Here is a 21268-nt window from a genome sequence, read left to right as displayed (position 1 = left end):
TATGTAATCAATTTGCAAAAATATGCGGCAAACAGAGGCAAATAAGTTCATTTATCGATATCAACTACACGCACGCATACTTGTAAACCTAACCTAACGTACAATTTTCTTTGAAAAATAGTGCATTGCGAAATCCAAACGAAAGATGATCTGTCAACTTGCGGCAAATCGTGCGAAAACGCCAGAACACAGCGGACAGATTGCTGATTGTCGGCTAATGAAGAAAAATGACGAAAACCATCATCAAGATTTGCGGTCTTTCGACCCCTGAAACCATGGAAGCTGCCGTCGAGGCCGGGGCGGATATGGTTGGCCTGGTGTTCTTTCCCAAGAGCCCGCGCCATGTGACACTCTCTGATGCCTGCCGCCTTGCCGATATTGCCCGTGGGCGCAGCGAGATTGTTGCCTTGACGGTGGATATGGATCTGCATGGCCTCCAGCGCATCAATGAGCTGGTGCAGCCGGACATCTTTCAGTTTCACGGCCAGGAAACGCCGGAGGCCTGTGCTGCTGCACGTGTGATGATGCGCAGGCGCATCATCAAGGCAATTGGCGTGAGCGAGAGGGCTGACCTTGAAGCCGCCCTGCCCTATGTCAATGTGGCTGAGCGGATCCTGTTTGACGCCAAGCCCCCGAAAGACTCCGATGTGCCCGGTGGCCACGGGGTGCCCTTTGACTGGACACTGCTGAAGGCGCTTGACCTGCCGTGTCCCTTCATGCTTTCCGGGGGCTGGATCCGGACAACGTAGCGCAGGCGATTGCGCTCAGCGGCGCCACGGCTGTCGACGTCTCTTCGGGCGTCGAGCGCAGCAAGGGCGTGAAGGACAGCGGGTTGATACGTGCTTTCGTGGCTGCAGTCCGGAGCGCGGAACATGCGAAGGAGTGACGAGAGTTGACCACGATGGCGAACACCCTGCGGTCTGGCCCGGACGAGCGGGGCCATTTCGGGATTTTCGGCGGCCGCTACGTGGCCGAAACCCTGATGCCGCTCATTCTCGATCTGGAAAAGGCCTATGACGACGCCAAGGCCGATCCGGCCTTCAAGGCGGAGCTGGACAACCTCAACACCCATTACACGGGCCGGCCGTCGCCGCTCTACTTTGCGGAGCGTCTGACCGAGCATCTGGGCGGTGCCAAGGTTTACTTCAAGCGCGATGAGCTGAACCACACCGGCAGCCACAAGATCAACAACTGCCTTGGCCAGATCCTGCTGGCCAAGCGTATGGGCAAGACGCGCATCATCGCCGAGACGGGTGCCGGGCAGCATGGCGTGGCAACGGCCACCGTCTGCGCCCGCTTCGGCCTGCCCTGCGTCGTCTACATGGGTGCCACAGACGTAGAGCGGCAGAAGCCAAACGTCTTCCGCATGAAGCTGCTGGGCGCCGAGATCGTTCCGGTCACCGCTGGTGCAGGCACGCTGAAAGATGCCATGAACGAGGCCCTGCGTGACTGGGTCACCAACGTTGACGACACCTATTACCTGATCGGCACGGCCGCAGGCCCGCATCCCTATCCGGAGCTGGTGCGCGATTTCCAGTCGGTGATCGGCAAGGAGACCCGCGAGCAGATTCTGGCTGCAGAAGGCCGTCTGCCGGACGCAATCGTGGCTGCCGTCGGCGGTGGCTCCAATGCCATCGGCCTGTTCCACCCCTTCCTTGATGACAAGAGCGTTGAGATCTGGGGCGTTGAGGCAGGCGGACGCGGACTTGACGGCCACGAGCATTGCGCCTCGCTGAATGCCGGCAAGCCGGGCGTCCTGCATGGCAACCGCACCTATCTGCTGCAGGATGACGATGGCCAGATCCTCGAAGGCCACTCCATTTCGGCGGGCCTTGATTACCCCGGCATCGGGCCGGAGCATTCCTGGCTGAAGGAAATCGGCCGCGCCAATTACGTGCCGATTACCGATGACGAGGCAATGGCCGCATTCCAGCTTCTGACCAAGGTGGAAGGCATCATCCCTGCGCTGGAACCTGCACATGCGCTGGCCCAGGTGGTCAAGATGGCGCCGAAGATGGGCAAGGACCAGATCATCGTCATGAACCTGTGCGGCCGCGGCGACAAGGACGTATTCACCGTCGGCAAGATGCTCGGCTTCGATCTGTGATCTGAGGCTTTGCCTTGCCTGGCTGGGACCTCTTATGTGGCCATTGTAACGGGCTCATCTGACCGCTCTGGAACCGAGTGGTCCCCAGACCTTCCCCACAAACACCAAAGGCCCCGCAGTTCTCTATACTGCGGGGCCTTTGCATGAGAGCCCAGTCTGTTCAGCGGCCCGTGAGGCCGCCGGCGAACATGGCGGTGAGATAGAACTCGAATGCGCCCGGGCCGTTGCGGTCCTTGCGCGGGAGGGCTGCCTGCGGTTCACGGTCGCTAAAGATGCGGCCAATCCCGGCGAGGCGCGTTCTTGTTTCATGGGTCATGGCGGAGGCTCCTTTTCTTGTTGTTCATGGCCAGCCCGGCCTTGTCTTCAAGAGATAGAGGCGCACAATGTGCGCATCAAGAGGTACCCTTGCAGACCAACCCTGCAACCGCTGCATGGCTCAAATGACAGGATTTCTGCCGCTGTGGCATCTCTACCTCGCGTGAAAAGCCGCACGATTCAGCCTTTCTTGTCTTTCCCTGCCGCGATGCGTTGACAGAAGGCCTTGAAGCCCCCTACATCCAAGCGCTGGTTTCAAGGTTCAGTGCGCCCGCCATCCGGGTTGCCTGCCGGCAAACCAGATCTGCGAACAGATCCTCAAGGATGGGAAGCTGAATGACCGGGACGCGCATCGACCGCCGATTCAAGGCCTGTGCCGAAAAGGGGCGTCCGGCCCTTGTCACCTTCATCACGGCGGGTGATCCGGATCTGGCCACATCGCAGGCGATCCTTGAGGCCCTGCCCGCGGCAGGGGCCGACGTGATCGAACTGGGCATGCCCTTTTCCGATCCGATGGCGGAAGGCATTCCCATTCAGCTTGCCACCCAGCGGGCGCTGAAGGCCGGCCAGACCATGGACCGGACGCTCGCCATGGTGCGCAAGTTCCGCGAAAAGGATCAGGATACGCCCATCGTGCTGATGGGCTACTACAACCCCATCTATGTGCGCGGGCCGGAGGCTTTTGTTGCCGAGGCGCATGCCGCAGGTGTGGATGGCCTGATTGTTGTCGATATTCCGCCGGAAGCTGACGACGAGCTCTGCATCCCGGCGCTGGAAGGCGGCATCAACTTCATCCGCCTGGCAACGCCGACCACGGATGACCGCCGCCTGCCGGCGGTGCTGAAAAATACGTCCGGCTTCGTCTATTATGTCTCCGTCACCGGCATCACCGGGTCGGCGGCCTTGAATACCACCAATGTTTCGGCGGCGGTGAAGCGGATCAAGAGCCATACGGACTTGCCGGTTGCCGTCGGCTTCGGCGTCAAGACGGCTGAGGATGCTGAGGCCATTGGCAAGGATGCAGACGGCGTGGTCGTCGGCTCCGTGCTGGTGGAGGCGATCCGCAACAGCCTCGATGCAGATGGACAGGCAACGGACAAGACCGTCGCCGCCGTGACAAATCTTGTGTCCTCCCTGGCCGGAGGCGTGGCGCGCGCCCGCTGACCGGCTGACAGGCACCAACAACGAACGGGATTTGCCGTGAACTGGATCAACACTGTCGTACGGCCCAAGCTGCGCAGCTTCCTGTCGCGCCGCGAGATGCCGGAAAACCTCTGGATCAAATGCCCGGAAACGGGCGAAATGGTGTTCCACCGCGATCTGGAAGCTAACCTGTGGGTCGTGCCGAACTCCGGCTACCACATGCGCATTCCGGCCAAGAAGCGCCTCGAATCCTTCTTCGACGGTGGTAGCTATGACCGGGTGGCAACGCCTTCCGTGACCGCTGATCCGCTGAAGTTCCGCGACACCAAGAAATACGCCGACCGCCTGAAGGAATACCGCACCCGCACCGGCGAGGATGACGCGGTTCTGGTGGCGCGCGGCCGCGTCAACGGCCTTGATTTCACCGCAGCGGTGCAGGATTTCGACTTCATGGGCGGGTCGCTCGGCATGGCCGCAGGCGAAGCCATCCTGACCGGCATGATGACCGCCGTAGAGCACAAGACCCCCTTCGTGCTGTTTGCTGCCTCCGGCGGTGCCCGCATGCAGGAAGGCATCCTGTCGCTGATGCAGATGCCGCGCACCACCATCGGCATCCAGATGCTGCGCGAGGCACGCCTGCCCTACATCGTGGTGCTGACCAACCCGACCACGGGCGGCGTTTCGGCCTCCTACGCCATGCTGGGTGACGTTCACATCGCCGAGCCGGGCGCGCAGATCGGCTTTGCCGGCCGCCGTGTGATCGAGCAGACCATCCGCGAAAAGCTGCCGGATGACTTCCAGAGCGCCGAATACCTGCTGGCCCACGGCATGGTGGACATGGTGGTGAAGCGCCACGACCTGAAGGACACCATTTCGCGCCTCGCCGGTATTTTCATGAAGCGTGAGCTGACCCTGCCGGACCTTGATCCGCCTGCGGAAGAGGCCGCCCCGGATCAGGCCTCCGCAGCCTGAAAAATAACCCGCAGGGCGGCCTGCCGATGCTTCATGTCTGTTTGACACAAGCATGAGAGGCTCGCCTTGCGGGATCATCCGTTCCCGCAAGCCAGCGCAAGGCCCTTGAAACGGCCGGCCTGAAAGCAAAGAGACGGGGCTGACCCGGCAGAATATTGCCACCGGCAGCTCCAGAATGTTTGTGCCATCCGCAGGGAAACCATGGACCAGATCACCGCCATTCTCGACCGGCTTCTCGCCTTGCACCCGCGCCAGATTGACCTGTCGCTGGACCGCATGCACCGTCTGCTGGCGGCGCTGGGCAACCCGGAACGGCGCCTGCCGCCGGTGATCCATGTGGCGGGCACCAATGGCAAGGGCTCGGTCACGGCCACCATGCGCGCCATTCTGGAGGCCTCCGGCAAGCGCTGCCACGTCTATACGTCACCGCATCTGGTTGCCTTCAACGAGCGCATCCGCCTCGGTGAGCATGGCAAGCTGGTCGATGATCCGCGCCTCATGGCCGCGCTCGACCGTTGCGAAGAGGCGAATGCCGGGAACGAGATCACCTTCTTCGAAATCACCACGGCCGCTGCCCTGCTGCTGTTCTCGGAACAGCCTGCCGATGTGCTGCTGCTGGAAGTGGGTCTTGGCGGGCGGCTTGACGCGACAAATGTGATTGCGCAGCCGCTAGTGTCGGTCATCACCTCCATCTCTCATGACCACGAGAAATTCCTCGGCAACACCTTGAGCGAGATCGCGGGCGAAAAGGCGGGCATTATCAAGCCCGGCTGCCCCGTTGTCTCAGCCCCGCAGGAGGATGAGGTGCAGGCGGTGCTGGACCGGGTTGCCGCCCGCAACCGCGCGCCCATCATCCGCTTTGGGCAGGAATATACCGCCAGCGAGGATCAGGGCAGGCTGTGCTATCAGGACGATGACGGGCTCTACGACCTTCCGCTGTCGAGCCTGACCGGCGGCCACCAGATCATCAATGCCGGGTTGGCGATTGCGGCGCTGAAGACCGCAGGCCTGCTGCCGGACGAGGCCACCATCGCACGCGGGCTCAAGCATGTGGTCTGGCCGGGGCGGCTGCAGGTGCTCACCCATGGCCCCTTTGTCGATCAATGCCCGGAAGGGGCGGAAATCTGGGTCGATGGCGGCCACAATCCGGGCGCTGCCTTGCGCGTTGCCGCCTTCATGGGCGAGCAGGAGGAGCGCCACCCGCGCCCGCTCTACATGATCTCGGCCATGCTGACGACCAAGGATCCGATCGGCTTCTACCGCGCCTTCCACGGCCTCGTGCGCCATGTGGCCACCGTACCGGTCAAATCCACCAATGCGGCGCATGATCCGTTCGAGCTGGCCGACTTCGCCCGCACCGCCGGTCTGGAAGCCACGCCCTTCGACAGTCTGCAGGCCGCCGTCGCCGATATCCGCCGCTGCGCCGCCCGCGACGGCGAGCCCCCCGCATCCTCGTCTGCGGCTCGCTCTACCTCGTGGGCGACGTCCTCGCCGCCAATGGAATGGCGCCGAGGTAGGGGCGCCGAAGGAGTACCCGGCTGCGAAGACGCGAGAGAGGGCAAGCCCCTCCTCCTCGACGGAGGTCATTCCGTTTTGCCGCGGCGCCCCTCTCCCCCTTGAGGAGGGAGAGGAGTTGGAGCCCCACTGGCGGTCCCTTGTAAACACTGCCCCGCGCGAGGCGGAGGAGTGCTGAAACACCGTGCCAAGGTAAGCTCACGGCGTTGAGGCACAGGCCTGCAACCCGTACCTCAGATCCAGAGATCGTTCTGTGCGGTGCGTTCCCCGCCAGCATGGCCGGTGTTGAGGATGCCGCGTGGCTCGATCAGCAGAAGATGCACCTCCTGCTCCGCATAGGGTTTGTGTTCCACGCCTTTTGGCACGACGAACATCTCTCCGGCACCAATCAAAACGGCACCGTCGCGGAAATCAATCCGGAGCTGCCCTTTCAGTACGATGAAGGTTTCATCTGTCTCTGGGTGGTCGTGCCAGACGAAATCCCCTTCGATCCGCACCAGCTTGAATTGATACTCATTCATCTCGGCAGCAACGCGGGGCTGCCAGAGTGCGTCAATCAGCGCCAGTTTTTCAGCGAAATTGATGGCCTTGTATGTCTTGTCCATGCTGTCCTGCTCCGTTGCGGGGGAACAGCAGGCTAGACCGGACCGGTGGGCGGCTTCTTGAACGATCGTGCAAGCTGCGCGTCAGCGCGATCAGGTCTGGCAGATGAGCCGCCGCCAGCGGGCGGGCGTGATGCCGAAGCTGCTTCGGAAGTGGCGGGTGAAATGCGCCTGATCGGCAAATCCAGCCTCGAGAGCTGCCTGTACCAGAGACGTACCACCACGGATGAGCGCCCTTGCGTGATCAAGCCGGCGCAAAGTCAGATAGCGGTAAGGGCTGGTGCCGAAGAGAGCCCGGAAATCGCGCGACAACTGCCAACGGTCCTGTCCCGTCACCTGCTCCAGTTGCTCCAGGGAAATGGCGTGCCTGTAACCCTGCCGCAAAAAGTCGTGCGCCATATGGGCGGCCCGGCTGTCCGGTGCACGTATGACCCTGGCGGCAGAGGGCTCTCCTGCGGCCTGCAGGGCAAGTGCCAGATCATAGACGGCATCGTTGTATTGCAGCGTCTCCATGGGCTCGCCGATGTGCCCAACGAGGCCGGAAATTGCCTTGAGCAGCCGCGGATCGCTGCTGATGCCACCGGGAATGAACGGCAGGGGCTGATGCGCGCCGAGCGCGGTCTGAACAAGAGCAGGGTCGAGATAAAACATCCGGTAATGGAAGCCGTCTTCGGTTCCTGCCTGACCGTCGTGCAGCTCATCGGGATGAATGACCATCGCGGTGCCCGGAAGGCCCTCGCTCACCCCACCCCGGTACCGGAACTGCTGCACGCCAGAGAGTGTGCAGCCGATGGCATAGGTGTCGTGCCGGTGCGGCTGATACGCCGGACCCGAGAAATAGGCCTCTATGCGTTCGCAGCCCTCCATGCTGGACGCCAGATTGATCCAGCCCGCAGCCCTGCCGCCCGGCGTCTCTTCCAGCTTGCCCGTTCCTGCATGCAAGGTTCTGTCTTCCTGATCCTCCGAAGACCGGTGGCCAAAGCCGCTGTCCCGGAACAAATACTCAGCTTTGCCGATTATGCCGCCGGGCGGAATGCCGGACAACCGGGACAGCCTCGAAAATCCGCCTATTCACCCCCTCATGCAGCCTGCTTGAGAACATCCTGCCCCCGGTAACTGAGGGCCTCGGCGAGGTGAATGCGGGTGACGGTGGGGTCGCCGTCGAGGTCGGCGAGGGTGCGGGCGAGTTTGAGGACGCGGTGATAGCCACGGGCGCTGAGGGAGAGGCTGTTGGCGGCATCGGTGAGGAACTGGCGGCCTGACGGGTCCAGCGCCACTACCTCCTCCACCACGGCAGCAGGCATCTGCGCATTGGTGCGGGCGGAAAGCCCCAGTGCCCGGTAGCGCGCCTCCTGCTGATCGCGGGCCATGGCCACCCTTTCGGCCACGGCGGCAGAGCTTTCCGCACGGCCGGGCGTGAGCAGATCGCTGGCGGTGACGGCGGGGACCTCGATCCTGAGGTCCAGCCGGTCGAGGAAGGGGCCGGAAACGCGGGACTGATACTCGCTGGCGCAGCGCGGGCCCCGGCGGCACTGGTGGCCCGGCTCGCCCGCATGGCCGCAGCGGCAAGGGTTCATCGCCGCAATCAGCTGGATGCGCGAGGGATAGGTGACCCGGTGATTGGCCCGGGCAATGATGGTTTCCCCTGCCTCCAGCGGCTGGCGCAGACTGTCGAGCACCTGCGGCTGGAACTCCGGCAGCTCATCCAGAAAGAGCACGCCGTTGTGGGCGAGCGACACTTCCCCGGCCGCGCCCGCAAACCGCCGCCGACGAGCGCTGCCATGGACGCAGAGTGATGCGGCGCACGGAAGGGGCGCCGGTCGGTCAGCTTGCCATCGGCCAGCTCTCCGGCGAGGGAGGCAATCATGGACACTTCCAGGAGTTCCTTCGGCGAAAGTGGCGGCAGGATGGAGGCAAGGCGGCTGGCCAGCATCGACTTGCCAGCGCCCGGCGGGCCAACCATCAGCATGTTGTGGCCACCGGCTGCGGCAATTTCCAGCGCACGCTTGGCCGTCTCCTGCCCCTTCACATCGGCAAGGTCCGGCAGGTTGGCCGGCAGGCCCCGCAGGCGCGGGGATGGCCGGGAGAGCACCTGGGTGCCCTTGAAATGATTGGCAAGCTGGATCAGCGATCGCGGGGCAAGAATGGACATCTCCCCATCGGCCCAGGCCGCTTCGGGCCCGCATTCCTCCGGGCAGATCAGCCCCTTGCCAAGCCCGTTGGCGCCCATGGCCGCAGGCAGCACCCCGGCCACCGGCGCCAGCGTGCCATCGAGCCCCAACTCTCCCAGAACCACATAGTCGGCCAGCATGTCCGGCGGAATGGCGCCAATGGCAGACATGATACCCAGCGCGATCGGCAGGTCGTAATGGGAGCCTTCCTTCGGCAGATCGGCGGGGGCGAGATTGACGATCACCCGCTTGGCAGGAAGCGCCAGACCCGAGGCATGCAGGGCGGCACGCACCCGCTCCCGGCTTTCGGCCACCGCCTTGTCCGGCAGGCCCACCACGGTGAAGGCCACCATGCCGGGCCCTACCTGCACCTGCACATCAACGGGCACTGCCTCGATGCCCTGAAATGCGACTGTCGTCACCCGGCTTACCATACGCGCCTCCCCCATGGGTCGCATTCGAGATTACGGCAACTTTTCAGGAGTCAAGAACGTAAACAGAACATTAACGCCGCTTCTTTGGTCTTGCGCTTTTTCGGGACAGGTTGCAGCATCTTTTCATAATACCAAGGCTCTGAGATGCTGACGCATCACGCCTTGAAAAGGCTCAAGCCCAGACAGGCAAAGGGGACCAGCCATGTGTGATGTGTGTGTGATGAATGCCGTGAAGGAGCGGATGCTGTCGCGGCGCGATCTTTTCCGGGCCGCGGCCGTGGGCGGCGCGGTGGCGGCCGCTGCCGCGGTGAGCGCGCCCTTTTCCGCTATGGCGGCGGTGCCCAGCAAGGTCAGTGACCTGACCCATGAGCTGCACGAGGCCTTCCCGACCTTCTTCGGCCAGCAGCAGTTCTTTGCCGAAAAGCTGTTCGACTATGCCAAGGACAAGTTCAACCTGTTCGAGCTGCGCGTGAACGAGCACACCGGCACCCATGTGGATGCGCCCTTGCATTTCTCGGCTGACGGGCTGTCGGTTGCGGAAATTCCGGTGGCCAATCTCGTTGTGCCGCTCTGCATCATCGATATCCGGGCAAAGGCTGCGGAAAACGCCGATGCGCAGCTGACGCCTGACGATATCAATGCCTGGACGGCCGCCCATGGCGATCTGCCGGAAGGCGCCTGCGTTGCCATGCTGTCCGGCTGGGACAAGCATGTGAACACGGAGAAATTCCGCAACGCCGATGCGGATGGCAAGATGCATTTCCCCGGCTTCCATGTGGAAGCCTCGCAGATGCTCCGGGAGACGGGAAATATCTCCGGCATTGCCTCCGATACCCTGTCTCTGGACTACGGCATGTCGCCGGACTTCGCGGTGCATTACGACTGGCTGCCCTCAAACCGCTGGGGCATCGAGTGCATCGCCAATCTGGATCAGTTGCCGGCCAAGGGCGCAACACTGTTCGTTGGCGCGCCCAAGCACCGGGGCGGCACCGGCGGCCCGGCCCGCATCTTCGCGCTGGCGTAAAGCCCGGGCGGGAGAGAGTGCCGGGCTTTACGCCCGGCGCTTGGCCTCGATCACGTCCCAGACGCGGGCAGCAATATCCGGCCCGCCGAGGCGCTTGACGGCGCGGATGCCGGTGGGGGCGGTGACGTTGATTTCCGTCAGGTTGCCGTCGATCACATCAATGCCGACGAGGATCAGCCCCTTGGCCTTGAGGGCGGGCCCGAGGCGGGCGCAGATCTCGCGCTCGCGGTCACTCAGTTCGGATTCCTTCGGCGAGCCGCCGCGCACCATGTTGGAGCGCAGATCGCCCGGAGCGGGCACGCGGTTGACGGCACCGGCGTATTCGCCGTCCACCAGCAGGATGCGCTTGTCGCCGTGCTTCACATTGGGCAGGAAGCGCTGGATCACCCAGGGCTCGCGGAAGGTGGCGGCGAAGAAGTCGTAGAGTGAGCCGTAGTTGAGGTCATCATTGGTGATACGGAACACCGCCGCCCCGCCATGGCCAAACAGCGGCTTCATGACGATGTCGCCGTGCTCCTCACGGAAGGCGTCGATTTCGGCGCGGTCGCGGGTGATCAGCGTCGGGGGCATCAGGTCGGCAAATTCGGTGACGAACAGCTTTTCGGGCGCGTTGCGCACCTCCGCCGGATTGTTGACCACCAGCACCTGCGGGTGAATCTTCTCCAGAAGATGGGTGGCGGCCACATAGGCCATGTCGAAGGGCGGGTCCTGGCGCATCAGGATCACGTCGATCTGCGACAGGTCTGTGCGCTGCTTCTCGCCCAGCGTGAAGTGGTTGCCCTTCTCGTCGCGCACCGTCACAGGCTCCAGCGCGGCGAAGACCTTGCCATCCTTCAGCGCCAGCCGGTCGGGGGTGTAGTGGTAAAGCTCGTGCCCGCGCGCCTGCGCCTCCAGCATCAGCGCAAAGGCGCTGTCACCGGCAATGTTGATGGACGAAATATGGTCCATCTGGACCGCGACCTTCAGGGCCATGCCTGTTCTCCGGAAAGCTTTGTCAGGTGCCGCTGTGCGGCAGGGCACTTACATATGTGATTTCTGGACCGGTTTGTCCAGAATAGGCAGCCGGATCAAAGACCGCCTCCCTGTCATAAAGAAGGCCCGCCCTGCCCCGATCCTGGCGGAAGGGACAGAGCGGGCCCTGATCAGCTGTCAGCTGCGTGTACCTTGCGCAGGGTCAGACGCGGCGGTCCACCAGCATCTTCTTGATCTCCGCGATGGCCTTGGCCGGGTTCAGGCCCTTCGGGCAGGCCTGCGCGCAGTTCATGATGGTGTGGCAGCGGTAGAGGCGGAACGGATCTTCGAGGTTGTCGAGACGCTCGCCCTTGGCCTCGTCGCGGCTGTCGATCAGCCAGCGGTAGGCCTGCAGCAGCACGGCCGGGCCGAGGTAGCGGTCACCGTTCCACCAGTAGGACGGGCAGGAGGTGGAGCAGCAGGCGCAGAGAATGCACTCATAGAGGCCGTCCAGCTTGGCGCGGTCCTCATGGCTCTGGCGCCATTCCTTTTCCGGCGCCGGGGAAACCGTCTTCAGCCAGGGCTCGATGGAGCGGTGCTGGGCGTAGAAGCGGGTCAGGTCCGGCACAAGATCCTTCACCACCGGCATGTGCGGCAGCGGGTAGATGCTGATGGCTCCCTTGGACACTTCATCCATGCCGCGGGTGCAGGCAAGGGTGTTGGTGCCGTCGATGTTCATGGCGCAGGAGCCGCAGATGCCTTCGCGGCAGGAGCGGCGGAAGGTCAGCGTCGGATCGATCTTGTTCTTGATGTAGATGAGACCGTCCAGGATCATCGGGCCGCAGTCGTCGAGATCGACGAAATAGGTGTCGATGCGGGGGTTGCGCCCGTCATCCGGATTCCAGCGGTAGATCCGGTATTCGCGCAGGTTGGTGGCGCCCGCCGGCTTGTCCCAGACCTTGCCCTCGGTCACCTTCGAGTTCTTGGGAAGCGTCAGCTGAACCATTATCGTCGCTCCGCGTTACGGCGCCGGATGGATGTCCGGGCCAAACAGTTCCCCGTCAGGCATCGAGCCGGAACAGGATGTTGTCTCTGGTTTCACCGGCCTTCGCATAACCGAGAAGTGCCAGATTGGTCAGGCAGTCCTCGGCCCAGTGCGGCCGGCAGTTTGTTTCAATCAGGATCGCCCGGGGCCACAGGTCCCGGTCTGCCGTGCGCAGATAGGGCAAGAGGACCCGATCCTCAAACCCTTCCACGTCCAGCTTCATGACATCCACCCGCTCAAGCCCGGCTTCACTGATCACATCGAGCAGCGGGCGCACCGGAACGGTGACATTGGACCAGTTTCCGGCCCATTCGCCGGTGGTCAGATCTTCCACCACAGTGGCAAAGCCTGCGTTGGACGGCTCGCGCCAGAGGGAGAGTTCCCCCTCCCGGTCGCCAACCGCCGTGCGCACCAGCGTGATGTTGCCAACGCCATTGGCCGCAATGTTGAAGGCCAGCTTTTCCGCCGTCTCCTCGCTCGCCTCCACCGCCAGCACACGGGCACCGGCAGCAGCGGCAAACAGGGAATAGGTGCCTACATTGGCGCCCACATCCACAAAGACCGCGCCGCGGTGGATGAGCGGTGCCAGAAGGCCGTGCTCGGCCCGCTCCGGCAGCCGGCCCCGCGCCAGCATCTTGCGGTCATCGTAGTTGGCGCCTGGATAGACGCGGAACTTCAGCCCTTCCACCACCGTGTCATAGGGGCCGCCGAACAGGCGGGCCACCAGTGATCTGATCCGCTTGCGCAGAGCGGCGGAAATGTCATGCCGGTCCGCAAGCCGCCAGGCAAGACGCACCAGACCCTCGGCACGGTAGGTGCCGAAGGGGAGCTGGTGTCTGACCGGGCGGTTGCGGACATCGGGTGCCGTCCTTAGTAGACGCGTGCCTTGGGGGCGATCTTCTTCGGGTCGATGCCGCCCTGCTCATAGGGCGTCAGCGGCTCGAGGACGACCGGACGGTAGTCCAGCTTGACGTTGCCGGCCTCATCCACCCAGGACAGGGTGTGCTTGCGCCAGTTGTCGTCATCGCGGCCACCCAGCGGACCATCCTTGTAGTCCTCGCGGGCATGGGCACCACGGCTCTCCTTGCGGGCCTCGGCGCCGTAAACCGTGGTGATGGCGTTGGCCATCAGGTTCTGCAGCTCGAGGGTTTCCACGAGATCCGAGTTCCAGACCATGGACCGGTCGGAGACCTTCAGGTCGCTCATTTCGCCCCAGATGGCGGAGAGGCGCTTGCAGCCCTGCTCCAGGCTTTCCTGGGTGCGGAACACAGCCGCGTCTTCCTGCATGGCGCGCTGCATCTTCTCGCGAAGAGCCGCCGTCGGCGTGCTGCCGCTGGCATGGCGCGTCTTGTCGAAGCGGGCCATGATCTCCTCGCAGGAGCGTTCGTTCGGCGTGGGCACTGCGGACTTGGGATCCACAACCTCGGCTGCGCGGATGGCAGCGGCGCGGCCGAAGACCACGAGGTCGATCAGCGAGTTGGAGCCAAGACGGTTGGCGCCATGCACGGATGCACAGCCCGCCTCACCCACGGCCATCAGGCCCGGCTGGATGCGGTTCGGGTTGGCGGAATCCGGGTTCAGCACTTCACCCCAGTAGTTGGTGGGAATGCCGCCCATGTTGTAGTGCACGGTCGGCAGAACCGGGATCGGCTCCTTGGTCACATCCACGCCCGCGAAGATCTTCGCGGATTCGGAAATGCCCGGCAGACGCTCGGCCAGCATGGCCGGATCCAGGTGGTCGAGGTGCAGGAAGATGTGATCCTTGTTCTTGCCGACGCCGCGGCCTTCACGGATCTCCAGGGTCATGCAGCGCGAAACCACGTCGCGGGAGGCAAGGTCCTTGGCGGAGGGAGCATAGCGCTCCATGAAGCGCTCGCCTTCCGAGTTGACCAGATAGCCGCCTTCGCCGCGGGCACCCTCGGTGATGAGGCAGCCGGAGCCATAGATGCCGGTCGGATGGAACTGCACGAATTCCATGTCCTGCAGCGGCAGGCCCGCACGGGCCACCATGCCGCCGCCGTCGCCGGTGCAGGTATGGGCCGAGGTGGCGGAGAAATAGGCGCGGCCATAACCGCCGGTCGCCAGAACAACCATCTTCGCAGAGAAGCGGTGGATGGTGCCGTCATCGAGGTTCCAGGCAATCACGCCCTGGCACACGCCGTCTTCCGACATGATCAGGTCGAGTGCGAAATACTCGATGTAGAATTCGGCGTTGTGGCGCAGGGACTGGCCATAGAGCGTGTGCAGGATGGCGTGGCCGGTACGGTCAGCCGCTGCGCAGGTGCGCTGCACCGGGGGCCTTCGCCGTAGTTCTGCATGTGGCCGCCAAAGGGGCGCTGGTAGATGCGGCCATCTTCGGTGCGCGAGAAGGGCACGCCATAATGCTCCAGCTCATACACGGCCTTCGGCGCTTCACGGGCCAGATACTCCATGGCGTCGGTATCACCGAGCCAGTCGGAGCCCTTCACCGTGTCGTACATGTGCCATTCCCAGCAGTCCGGCGTCATGTTCTTCAGCGAGGCGGCAATGCCGCCCTGTGCAGCCACCGTGTGGGAGCGGGTGGGGAACACCTTGGTGATGCAGGCCGTGCGCAGGCCCTGCTCGGCCATGCCGAGGGTGGCGCGCAGGCCGGCACCGCCGGCGCCGACCACCACCACATCGTGGGTGTGTTCGACAAATTCATAGGTCTTGGCCATGTGGATCAGCCTCCAAAGGCAATCTTGATGACCGCGAACACCGATCCGAGGCCGACAGCGGCACAGAAGAAGATGTTGGCCATCAGGGCGAGGAACTTCACGCCGTCACCGTGGACATAGTCCTCGATGATGACCTGCATGCCGAGCTTCATGTGATAGATGCCGGACAGGATGACCAGCAGAAGCAGGATCGACAGCAGCGGGTTCTTCAGGGCTGCAACCAGTTCCGTGTGGCTTGAGCCCTGCAGGGAAATGACCAGCACGATGAAGAACGAGATGAGGAAGACGTTGGCAAAGGCCGTGACGCGCTGGCGCCAGAAATGCTCGGTGCCTTCCTTGGCGGAGCCAAGGCCGCGGACCTTGCCGAGGGGAGTGCGCATATCGCTCATGATCAATCTCCTCAGCGGACCATGTAGCCAATGATCCACAGCAGGATCGTCAGCACGACGGAGCCAATGATGGTGGCACGGGCCAGCCATTCGCGCGCGTCACGGCTGAAACCTGCGCCCATGTCCCAGATGAAGTGGCGGATGCCGCCCAGCATGTGGTGAACAAGGGCCCAGGTGAAGCCGAACAGCACCAGGCGGCCAAGGATCGAGCCCATCAGGCCATTGACGAAATCATAATAGGCCTCGCCGGAGGCGGCGGCGATGAGCCACCAGGCCAGCAGCAGGGTCCCGAAATAAAGCGCCCCACCGGTGATGCGGTGGAGGATCGACATCACCATCGTCAGGATCGGCTTGTAGATCTGAAGATGGGGCGACAGAGGGCGGCTGCCCTTCACATCGACATCCGGCATGGACATTCTCTCCCGTCCGACGCCATGCTACCGTTTACGTAAACGTCAGCAATCTGCGGCGTTGTCTAGTGGGGTAATAGCGCCAAGAACACGGTACGTCAAAGTATCCTGAGGGTGAAAACTGCATTGAGTTTCTTTCCTCCAATACGAAGCCCGGATTCTCGCGGGTTTGAACGATTGAAAGACCAGAGCAGGTTAATATGGCGTGAAGTTTATGCAGGCGCGGAAACAGCTTTAACTTGACGAGAATCTTCAGGTTTATCCAAAGACAGACCAGCCCGTCTTGCGCGCAAAGGTCTCCATGGCTTCCGTTCCCAACTTGGAATTGCCGTACTGGTTCAGGCCTGGAGACCAGACGGCGATGGCGGCACGGCCCGGCGCGATGACGAGTATTCCGCCGCCAACACCGCTTTTTCCCGGCAGGCCAACGCGGAAGGCGAAGTCGCCCGAGCCGTCGTAATGCCCGCAGGTCATCATCAGTGCGTTGATGCGCCGGCGCCTCTCGCGCGAGATGAGGCGCGGCATGTCCGGCCCTTCGAGCAGCAGCCGCCCGGCCAGCGCCAGCTGGCGGCAGCTCATGTCGATGGCGCACTGGTGACAGTAAGTGCCAAGTACCTTGTCGGTGCTGTTCCGCAAGTTGCCAAAGGAAGCAAGGTAATGGGCAAGGGCGAAGTTCCGGTTTGCGGTTGCAATTTCTGATTGTGCAACATTTTGGTTGATGCGGATGTCTTCAAAATCGCAGGCTGCCTGCACAAACCGCACCATCTGCCCCAGCGCTTCGCGGGGAGGAGTCCGCCAGATAGGTGTCGGTGGTCACCAGCGCCCCGGCATTGATGAAAGGGTTGCGAGGAATTCCGCTCTCGTGTTCAAGTAGCAAAAGACTATTGAACGCAAGGCCCGATGGCTCCCGCCCTACCCGGTGCCACAGTTGGTCACCCACCTTGCCCAGCGCCAGAGCGAGTGCGAACACCTTGGATACGGATTGGATCGAGAAGGGCGTATCCGCATCCCCTGCGGCATAGACCTCGCCGGATACGGTGGCCACGCAGATCCCGAACTGATTCGGATCAATCCGGGAAAGCTCCGGGATATAGTCCGCCACTTTGCCCCTGTCGTCCGAGGCCATGGCGTCGCTGACGATTGCGTTCAGAAGATCCTGCATCTGCTCCCGCCCATGATCTGTCTGCGGTCTGCGGCAGGCTCCTCCTCTGCCGCTACCGGGTGGCGGACCCAATCATACCCGGCGGGCCAAGGAAAGCCGTTTGAACAGATGGACCATGAAAATCGTGGCAAATACGGGCGTAACGAGGTTCAGCAGTGGCACGGCCAGCACAGCGGCAATCAGCAGACCGGCGATGAACACCTTGCCGCTGTGCGCCTGCCGCAGCCGCCTGGCTTCCGCTTGCGGCATGAAGCGGGAGGCGGCGAACTCGAAGAACTCACGGCCCAGCAGGTAGGCATTCACCACGAAGAAGGCGATGAGGTTGATGCCCGGCACCAGCAGCAGCACCAGCGCAAAGAGATTGCCCAGAATGACCACGCCGGTGAACCGCAGCGTCGAGATCAGCGATGTTCCCAGCGGCATGGCCTTGCCCGGCAGATCGGCAGAATAATTCGTCCGCTCGACAATTTCGGCGACATTGTCTTGAAAGAAACCGGCGAAGAGGGCCGTTACCGGCGCCACCAGAAAACCCAGCGCGAAGATTGCGCCAATACCGGTCAGGATCGTGACGACCGTATCGAGCCAGGGATAGGGCAGTTCCACAAATCCGGCGACCAGCGCTTGCAGCCCGATCCAAACCACCATCAGCACGGCCAGCGTGAAAGCCAGGGATTTGATGAGGATTGCCCGGAAAGCCGGCTCAAAAACCTGCCCCAGTGAGCGGATTGCATCGGAAATCATCGGCAGCTTCCAGTCCTTGCGCGTCTCATACCAGCTCTCGATGAGCCCGGCTCGTCGAGAGCTGGTCGAGCCCGTACGGCATCTGAGCAATTTCAAGGCGTGATGCGTCAGCATCGAAAGCCTTGGTATCACGGTCTTTCAGGCGAGAGATAAGCGCCGCCTGCACCGGCCACAAGACAGGAACCCCAAACCGCATTTCACAGTTCAGGTTGCAACAGCGTCCATTGGTGACCCGGGTAAATTGGTGTACCATGCGGGACGGTTGCGGCCTATTTCCGTGGGAGGAGAGCATGCCGGCAAGCAGCAAGCAGAACGCAGCGGATCTTTTCCGCTTTGAATGGGGTATCTACCGCAAGCTCACCAGCTCCGGTCTTTTCGGCCATGTGGAGGTGGCCGAAGTGCTGGAGCGGGAGATTTCCGCCCGGTTTTCGGCGCCCTTTTCCGTTCTTGAGCTGGCCTGCGGTGATGCCACAGTGACAAGTAGTGTGCTGAGCCGCTGCCCGGTTTCTGCCTATCGCGGCATTGATCTGTCGGCCATGGCTCTGTCGCTGGCACGCGACAACCTTGCCTCTGCCCCCTTCCCGGTCACGCTGGAGGAAACCGACATGTTGAGCGCTCTGTCGTCACAGACCTGCGGACCGGTGGATGTGATCTGGTGCGGCCTGTCGCTTCATCATCTGCCTCAGGATGAAAAGCGCCAGCTTTTTGCCCTTGCCCGAAATGCTCTGAGCAAGGGTGGCATGCTTGCGGTCTATGAGCCGGTTTTGCCGGACGGCCAGACCCGCGATGCCTTCATGGCGCGCATGGCGGGAGAGTTGCGTCAGGCCTGGGCGGTGCTCGCCCCGCATGAGTTCGACCACATGTGGCAGCACATCAACAGCTTCGATTTTCCCGAGACGCTGGATGGCTGGAAGTCGCTCGGCCGTGCCGCAGGCTTTGCGCAGGCACAAGAGGTGTTCCGCCTTACTGGTCCCATGCCCTGCTCTTTCCTCGTCTACGAGGCAGGTCCCTCTCACTGAAACGAAAAGGGCATCAAAGACGGGTGCGGGCTTTCAGAGCCTGAGCCAGCGTGCCCTCGTCGAGATAATCCAGTTCCCCACCGACCGGCACGCCGTGGGCGAGGCGCGAGACCGTGACGCCGGAGGCGGCCAGCTCGCCGGTGACGTAATGGGCTGTCGTCTGGCCTTCCACTGTGGCACTGATGGCCAGAATCACCTCGCGGACGCCGCCCCGGTTCACCCGCTCCACCAGCGAAGCGATATTGAGATCCTCCGGCCCGACGCCATCCAGCGGGGACAGGGTGCCGCCAAGCACGTGATAGCGGGCGTTGAGGGCTGCCGCCCGTTCCAGCGCCCAGAGATCTGCCACATCCTCAACGACGACAAGCAGACCCTCATCACGGGCCGGATCGCAGCAGATGGCGCAAGGATCGGAGGTATCGACCGTGCCGCAGACCGAGCAGACGCCGACCTTCTCCACGGCCACGGCCATGGCGGAGGCAAGCGGCACGAGCAGTTGTTCTTTTTCTTGATCAGATGCAGCGCCGCCCGGCGTGCCGAACGGGGCCCAAGGCCGGGCAGCTTCGCCAGAAGCTGGATCAGGCGTTCAATCTCGGGTCCTGCGACCTTTCTGCTGGCCATGCTGCCCCCTTGTGATCCGCAGCTGACGCTGGTCAGAAACTGCCGTTCTTCTGTTTGCAGGCAAGTGCCCGCAGATACAAGCCGTTGACTAGGACACCCCTCTCCCCCTTGAGGGGGAGATGCCCCCGGTAGGGGGCAGAGGGGGTAACTGACTGTCTGCTCGTAAGAGAGGTCCTGCCTTGCTCAAGCGCTGCTACCCCCTCTGTCTGCTGACGCAGACATCTCCCCCTCAAGGGGGAGAGGGGCGCTGCGGCCAAAGGAAAGTAGCTTCCTCTTCTCTTACAGCCGGAGACAACTCCGGCCCCATTCTCTCAGAACGGCAGCTTGAAGCCAGCGGGCAAGCCCATGCCGCTCATGAGTTCCTGCGTCTTCTCCGCCATCATGGCCTCGGCCTTGGCCTTGGCATCATTATGGGCCGCAAGGATCAGGTCTTCGAGGATTTCCACCTCGTCTTCCTTGGCTAGAGACGGATCGATCTTCAGGCCCTTCATCTCGCCCTTGCCGGACAAGGTGACGGTGACAAGACCGGCGCCAGCGCTGCCGGTCACTTCAACGGCGGCCAGGCTTTCCTGCAGGGAGCCCATCTTCTCCTGCATCTGCTTGGCCTGTTTCATCATCTTGAGAAAGTCCATGGGTATCTCCTTTTGGCTCAGCGCACGTCGAGGAAGCCGATGATCTTGCGCATGTCGCGCAGCACCGGTTCGGCAATCGCCGAAGCGCTTTCCGCGCCTGCCTTCAGCACTTTGTCGATTTCGGCCGGATCGGCCATCAGGCGGCGCATTTCGCCCGAAAGCGGCGCCAGCTTGTCGACGGCAAGATCTGCCAGCGCCGGCTTGAAGACGGAGAAGGGCTGCCCGCCGTAGTCGCGGATGACCTCTTCCTTCGTCTTGCCTGCCAGAGCTGCAAAGATGCCAACGAGATTGTCCGCCTCGGGGCGGCCCTTGAGGCCTTCCACTTCGCTCGGCAGCGGCTCGGGATCGGTTTTGGCTTTCTTCACCTTCTTGGAGATGGCGTCTGCATCGTCGGCGAGGTTGATACGCGACAGGTCGGACGGGTCCGACTTGGACATCTTCTTGGTGCCATCGCGCAGGCTCATGATGCGGGTGGCGGGGCCGGCAATCATCGGCTCAGGCAGCGGTAGATAGAGCTCGTCCGGCACTTCCGGCGAGGGCGTCGGGTTCGGCACGCCGATGCCCAGCTCCTTGATGCGCTCTGCGAAGTCATTGTTGAACTTCTGCGCGATATCGCGGGTCAGCTCCAGATGCTGCTTCTGGTCATCGCCCACCGGCACGTGGGTGGCGCGGTAGGCCAGAATGTCGGCGGCCATCAGGTTCGGATAGGCGAACAGGCCAACGGAGGCGTTCTCGCTGTTCTTGCCCGCCTTGTCCTTGAACTGGGTCATCCGGTTCAGCCAGCCCATGCGGGCCACGCAGTTGAAGATCCACGCCAGTTCCGCGTGTTCCTTAACCTGGCTCTGGTTGAAGATGATGGAACGCTTCGGATCGATGCCAGCGGCGATGTAGGCAGCAGTCACCTCACGGGTCGCGCTCATCAGCTCCTTTGCGTCAGGAAAGCCTGCGGTGATCGCGTGCATGTCCACAACACAGAAGATCGACGGCATCTGGTCCTGCAGCGGCACCCAGCGGGAAACGGCGCCCAGATAATTGCCGAGATGGAGATTGCCGGTTGGCTGGACACCAGAAAAGCAGCGGGGCTGGAAAGCCGTCATGATCAAGTCCCTGAGAGTTGGCCGGTTGGAAGGGCCCGGTAATGGGAAGGCAGAATGCCGCTGTTCTTATGGCGAACCGCTGGCAGCAAGGCAAGCGGTGAGCGGGAGCATCAATCCGACATGAAGCCGGGCATGGAATCGCGTTTGTCCCCATCACCGTTCTCCCGGCCCTTGCGCAGACGGCGGGTGAAGCCGATGAGGTCAGCCCCGCCGGTGATCTGC

16 protein-coding genes and 6 pseudogenes are annotated in these 21268 nt (G+C 62.7%); 7 read left to right on the top strand and 15 right to left on the bottom strand.

Features of this window, described 5'->3' with window-relative positions; all coding sequences use genetic code 11:
- Positions 1-227 precede the first annotated feature (227 nt).
- Positions 228-793 (top strand): annotated as a pseudogene (locus tag ACQB61_RS19140) (phosphoribosylanthranilate isomerase); the annotation flags it as partial.
- A gap of 108 nt (positions 794-901) precedes the next feature.
- Entirely contained in the window at positions 902-2107 is a 1206-nt protein-coding gene (gene trpB, locus ACQB61_RS19135) for a tryptophan synthase subunit beta (RefSeq protein WP_430514420.1), read from the top strand.
- A gap of 160 nt (positions 2108-2267) precedes the next feature.
- On the opposite strand, the gene ACQB61_RS19130 is transcribed toward trpB, so the two are convergent.
- Positions 2268-2423: a hypothetical protein gene (locus ACQB61_RS19130; protein ID WP_430513910.1), complete on the bottom strand. Its 156-nt coding sequence runs from the start codon at positions 2421-2423 to the stop codon at positions 2268-2270.
- A 335-nt stretch (positions 2424-2758) separates the two neighbouring features.
- Here ACQB61_RS19130 and trpA point away from each other — a divergent pair, with 335 nt between their 5' ends.
- The 3 genes and pseudogenes from trpA (at position 2759) to ACQB61_RS19115 (ending at position 6054) form a co-directional block, all read left to right on the top strand.
- Positions 2759-3586 carry a tryptophan synthase subunit alpha gene (gene trpA / locus ACQB61_RS19125; RefSeq protein WP_430513909.1) on the top strand — a complete coding sequence of 276 codons (828 nt, stop codon included), beginning with the start codon at positions 2759-2761 and terminating at the stop codon, positions 3584-3586.
- A 36-nt stretch (positions 3587-3622) separates the two neighbouring features.
- Positions 3623-4537 carry an acetyl-CoA carboxylase, carboxyltransferase subunit beta gene (gene accD / locus ACQB61_RS19120; protein ID WP_430513908.1) on the top strand — a complete coding sequence of 305 codons (915 nt, stop codon included), beginning with the start codon at positions 3623-3625 and terminating at the stop codon, positions 4535-4537.
- A 201-nt stretch (positions 4538-4738) separates the two neighbouring features.
- A pseudogene (locus ACQB61_RS19115) lies at positions 4739-6054 on the top strand (bifunctional folylpolyglutamate synthase/dihydrofolate synthase).
- 231 nt (positions 6055-6285) lie between these two features.
- On the opposite strand, the gene ACQB61_RS19110 reads toward ACQB61_RS19115, so the two are convergent.
- The 3 genes and pseudogenes from ACQB61_RS19110 to ACQB61_RS19100 all read right to left on the bottom strand — a co-directional run bounded on the left by ACQB61_RS19110 (position 6286) and on the right by ACQB61_RS19100 (position 9259).
- Positions 6286-6657 carry a cupin domain-containing protein gene (locus ACQB61_RS19110; protein ID WP_430513907.1) on the bottom strand — a complete coding sequence of 124 codons (372 nt, stop codon included), beginning with the start codon at positions 6655-6657 and terminating at the stop codon, positions 6286-6288.
- A gap of 90 nt (positions 6658-6747) precedes the next feature.
- Positions 6748-7596, bottom strand: a complete 849-nt coding sequence (locus ACQB61_RS19105; RefSeq protein WP_430513906.1) for an AraC family transcriptional regulator — start codon at positions 7594-7596, stop codon at positions 6748-6750.
- Positions 7597-7733: 137 nt separating this feature from the next.
- Positions 7734-9259, bottom strand: a pseudogene (locus ACQB61_RS19100) (YifB family Mg chelatase-like AAA ATPase).
- A gap of 202 nt (positions 9260-9461) precedes the next feature.
- Between ACQB61_RS19100 and ACQB61_RS19095 the strand changes: the two are divergent.
- Positions 9462-10283, top strand: coding sequence for a cyclase family protein (locus ACQB61_RS19095; RefSeq protein ID WP_430513905.1), 822 nt, complete (start codon positions 9462-9464; stop codon positions 10281-10283).
- A gap of 27 nt (positions 10284-10310) precedes the next feature.
- Here ACQB61_RS19095 and gshB read toward each other — a convergent pair whose 3' ends face one another.
- The 8 genes and pseudogenes from gshB to ACQB61_RS19055 form a co-directional block, all read right to left on the bottom strand.
- Positions 10311-11255, bottom strand: a complete 945-nt coding sequence (gene gshB / locus ACQB61_RS19090; protein WP_094462570.1) for a glutathione synthase — start codon at positions 11253-11255, stop codon at positions 10311-10313.
- Between the two features lie 202 nt (positions 11256-11457).
- Positions 11458-12240: a succinate dehydrogenase iron-sulfur subunit gene (locus ACQB61_RS19085; protein ID WP_019964270.1), complete on the bottom strand. Its 783-nt coding sequence runs from the start codon at positions 12238-12240 to the stop codon at positions 11458-11460.
- 55 nt (positions 12241-12295) lie between these two features.
- A complete protein-coding gene (locus ACQB61_RS19080) occupies positions 12296-13075 on the bottom strand; it encodes an FkbM family methyltransferase (RefSeq protein WP_430513904.1) in 780 nt (259 codons plus the stop codon).
- 74 nt (positions 13076-13149) lie between these two features.
- Positions 13150-14888: pseudogene (gene sdhA / locus ACQB61_RS19075) on the bottom strand (succinate dehydrogenase flavoprotein subunit).
- Positions 14889-14980: 92 nt separating this feature from the next.
- Positions 14981-15364, bottom strand: a complete 384-nt coding sequence (gene sdhD, locus ACQB61_RS19070) for a succinate dehydrogenase, hydrophobic membrane anchor protein (protein ID WP_430513903.1) — start codon at positions 15362-15364, stop codon at positions 14981-14983.
- 11 nt (positions 15365-15375) lie between these two features.
- Positions 15376-15780 (bottom strand): succinate dehydrogenase, cytochrome b556 subunit, encoded by a 405-nt coding sequence (gene sdhC / locus ACQB61_RS19065; RefSeq protein WP_430513902.1) that lies wholly within the window; start codon positions 15778-15780, stop codon positions 15376-15378.
- Positions 15781-16032: 252 nt separating this feature from the next.
- Positions 16033-16936: pseudogene (locus ACQB61_RS19060) on the bottom strand (glutaminase).
- 72 nt (positions 16937-17008) lie between these two features.
- Complete coding sequence (locus ACQB61_RS19055) at positions 17009-17677, bottom strand: sulfate transporter family protein (protein WP_430514419.1); 669 nt, start codon at positions 17675-17677, stop codon at positions 17009-17011.
- A 290-nt stretch (positions 17678-17967) separates the two neighbouring features.
- Between ACQB61_RS19055 and ACQB61_RS19050 the strand changes: the two genes are divergently transcribed.
- Positions 17968-18696 carry a class I SAM-dependent methyltransferase gene (locus tag ACQB61_RS19050; protein ID WP_430513901.1) on the top strand — a complete coding sequence of 243 codons (729 nt, stop codon included), beginning with the start codon at positions 17968-17970 and terminating at the stop codon, positions 18694-18696.
- 13 nt (positions 18697-18709) lie between these two features.
- Here ACQB61_RS19050 and recR read toward each other — a convergent pair.
- From recR to trpS, 3 genes and pseudogenes are all read right to left on the bottom strand, one after another.
- Positions 18710-19317 (bottom strand): annotated as a pseudogene (gene recR, locus ACQB61_RS19045) (recombination mediator RecR).
- 311 nt (positions 19318-19628) lie between these two features.
- Positions 19629-19949 (bottom strand): YbaB/EbfC family nucleoid-associated protein, encoded by a 321-nt coding sequence (locus ACQB61_RS19040; protein ID WP_430513900.1) that lies wholly within the window; start codon positions 19947-19949, stop codon positions 19629-19631.
- A 17-nt stretch (positions 19950-19966) separates the two neighbouring features.
- Entirely contained in the window at positions 19967-21046 is a 1080-nt protein-coding gene (gene trpS / locus ACQB61_RS19035; protein ID WP_430513899.1) for a tryptophan--tRNA ligase, read from the bottom strand.
- Between the last annotated feature and the right edge of the window lie 222 nt (positions 21047-21268).

Source organism: Pannonibacter phragmitetus, from assembly GCF_050510895.1.
GTDB lineage: Bacteria > Pseudomonadota > Alphaproteobacteria > Rhizobiales > Stappiaceae > Pannonibacter > Pannonibacter phragmitetus_B.
This window is presented reverse-complemented; position numbering and strand designations above follow the sequence as displayed.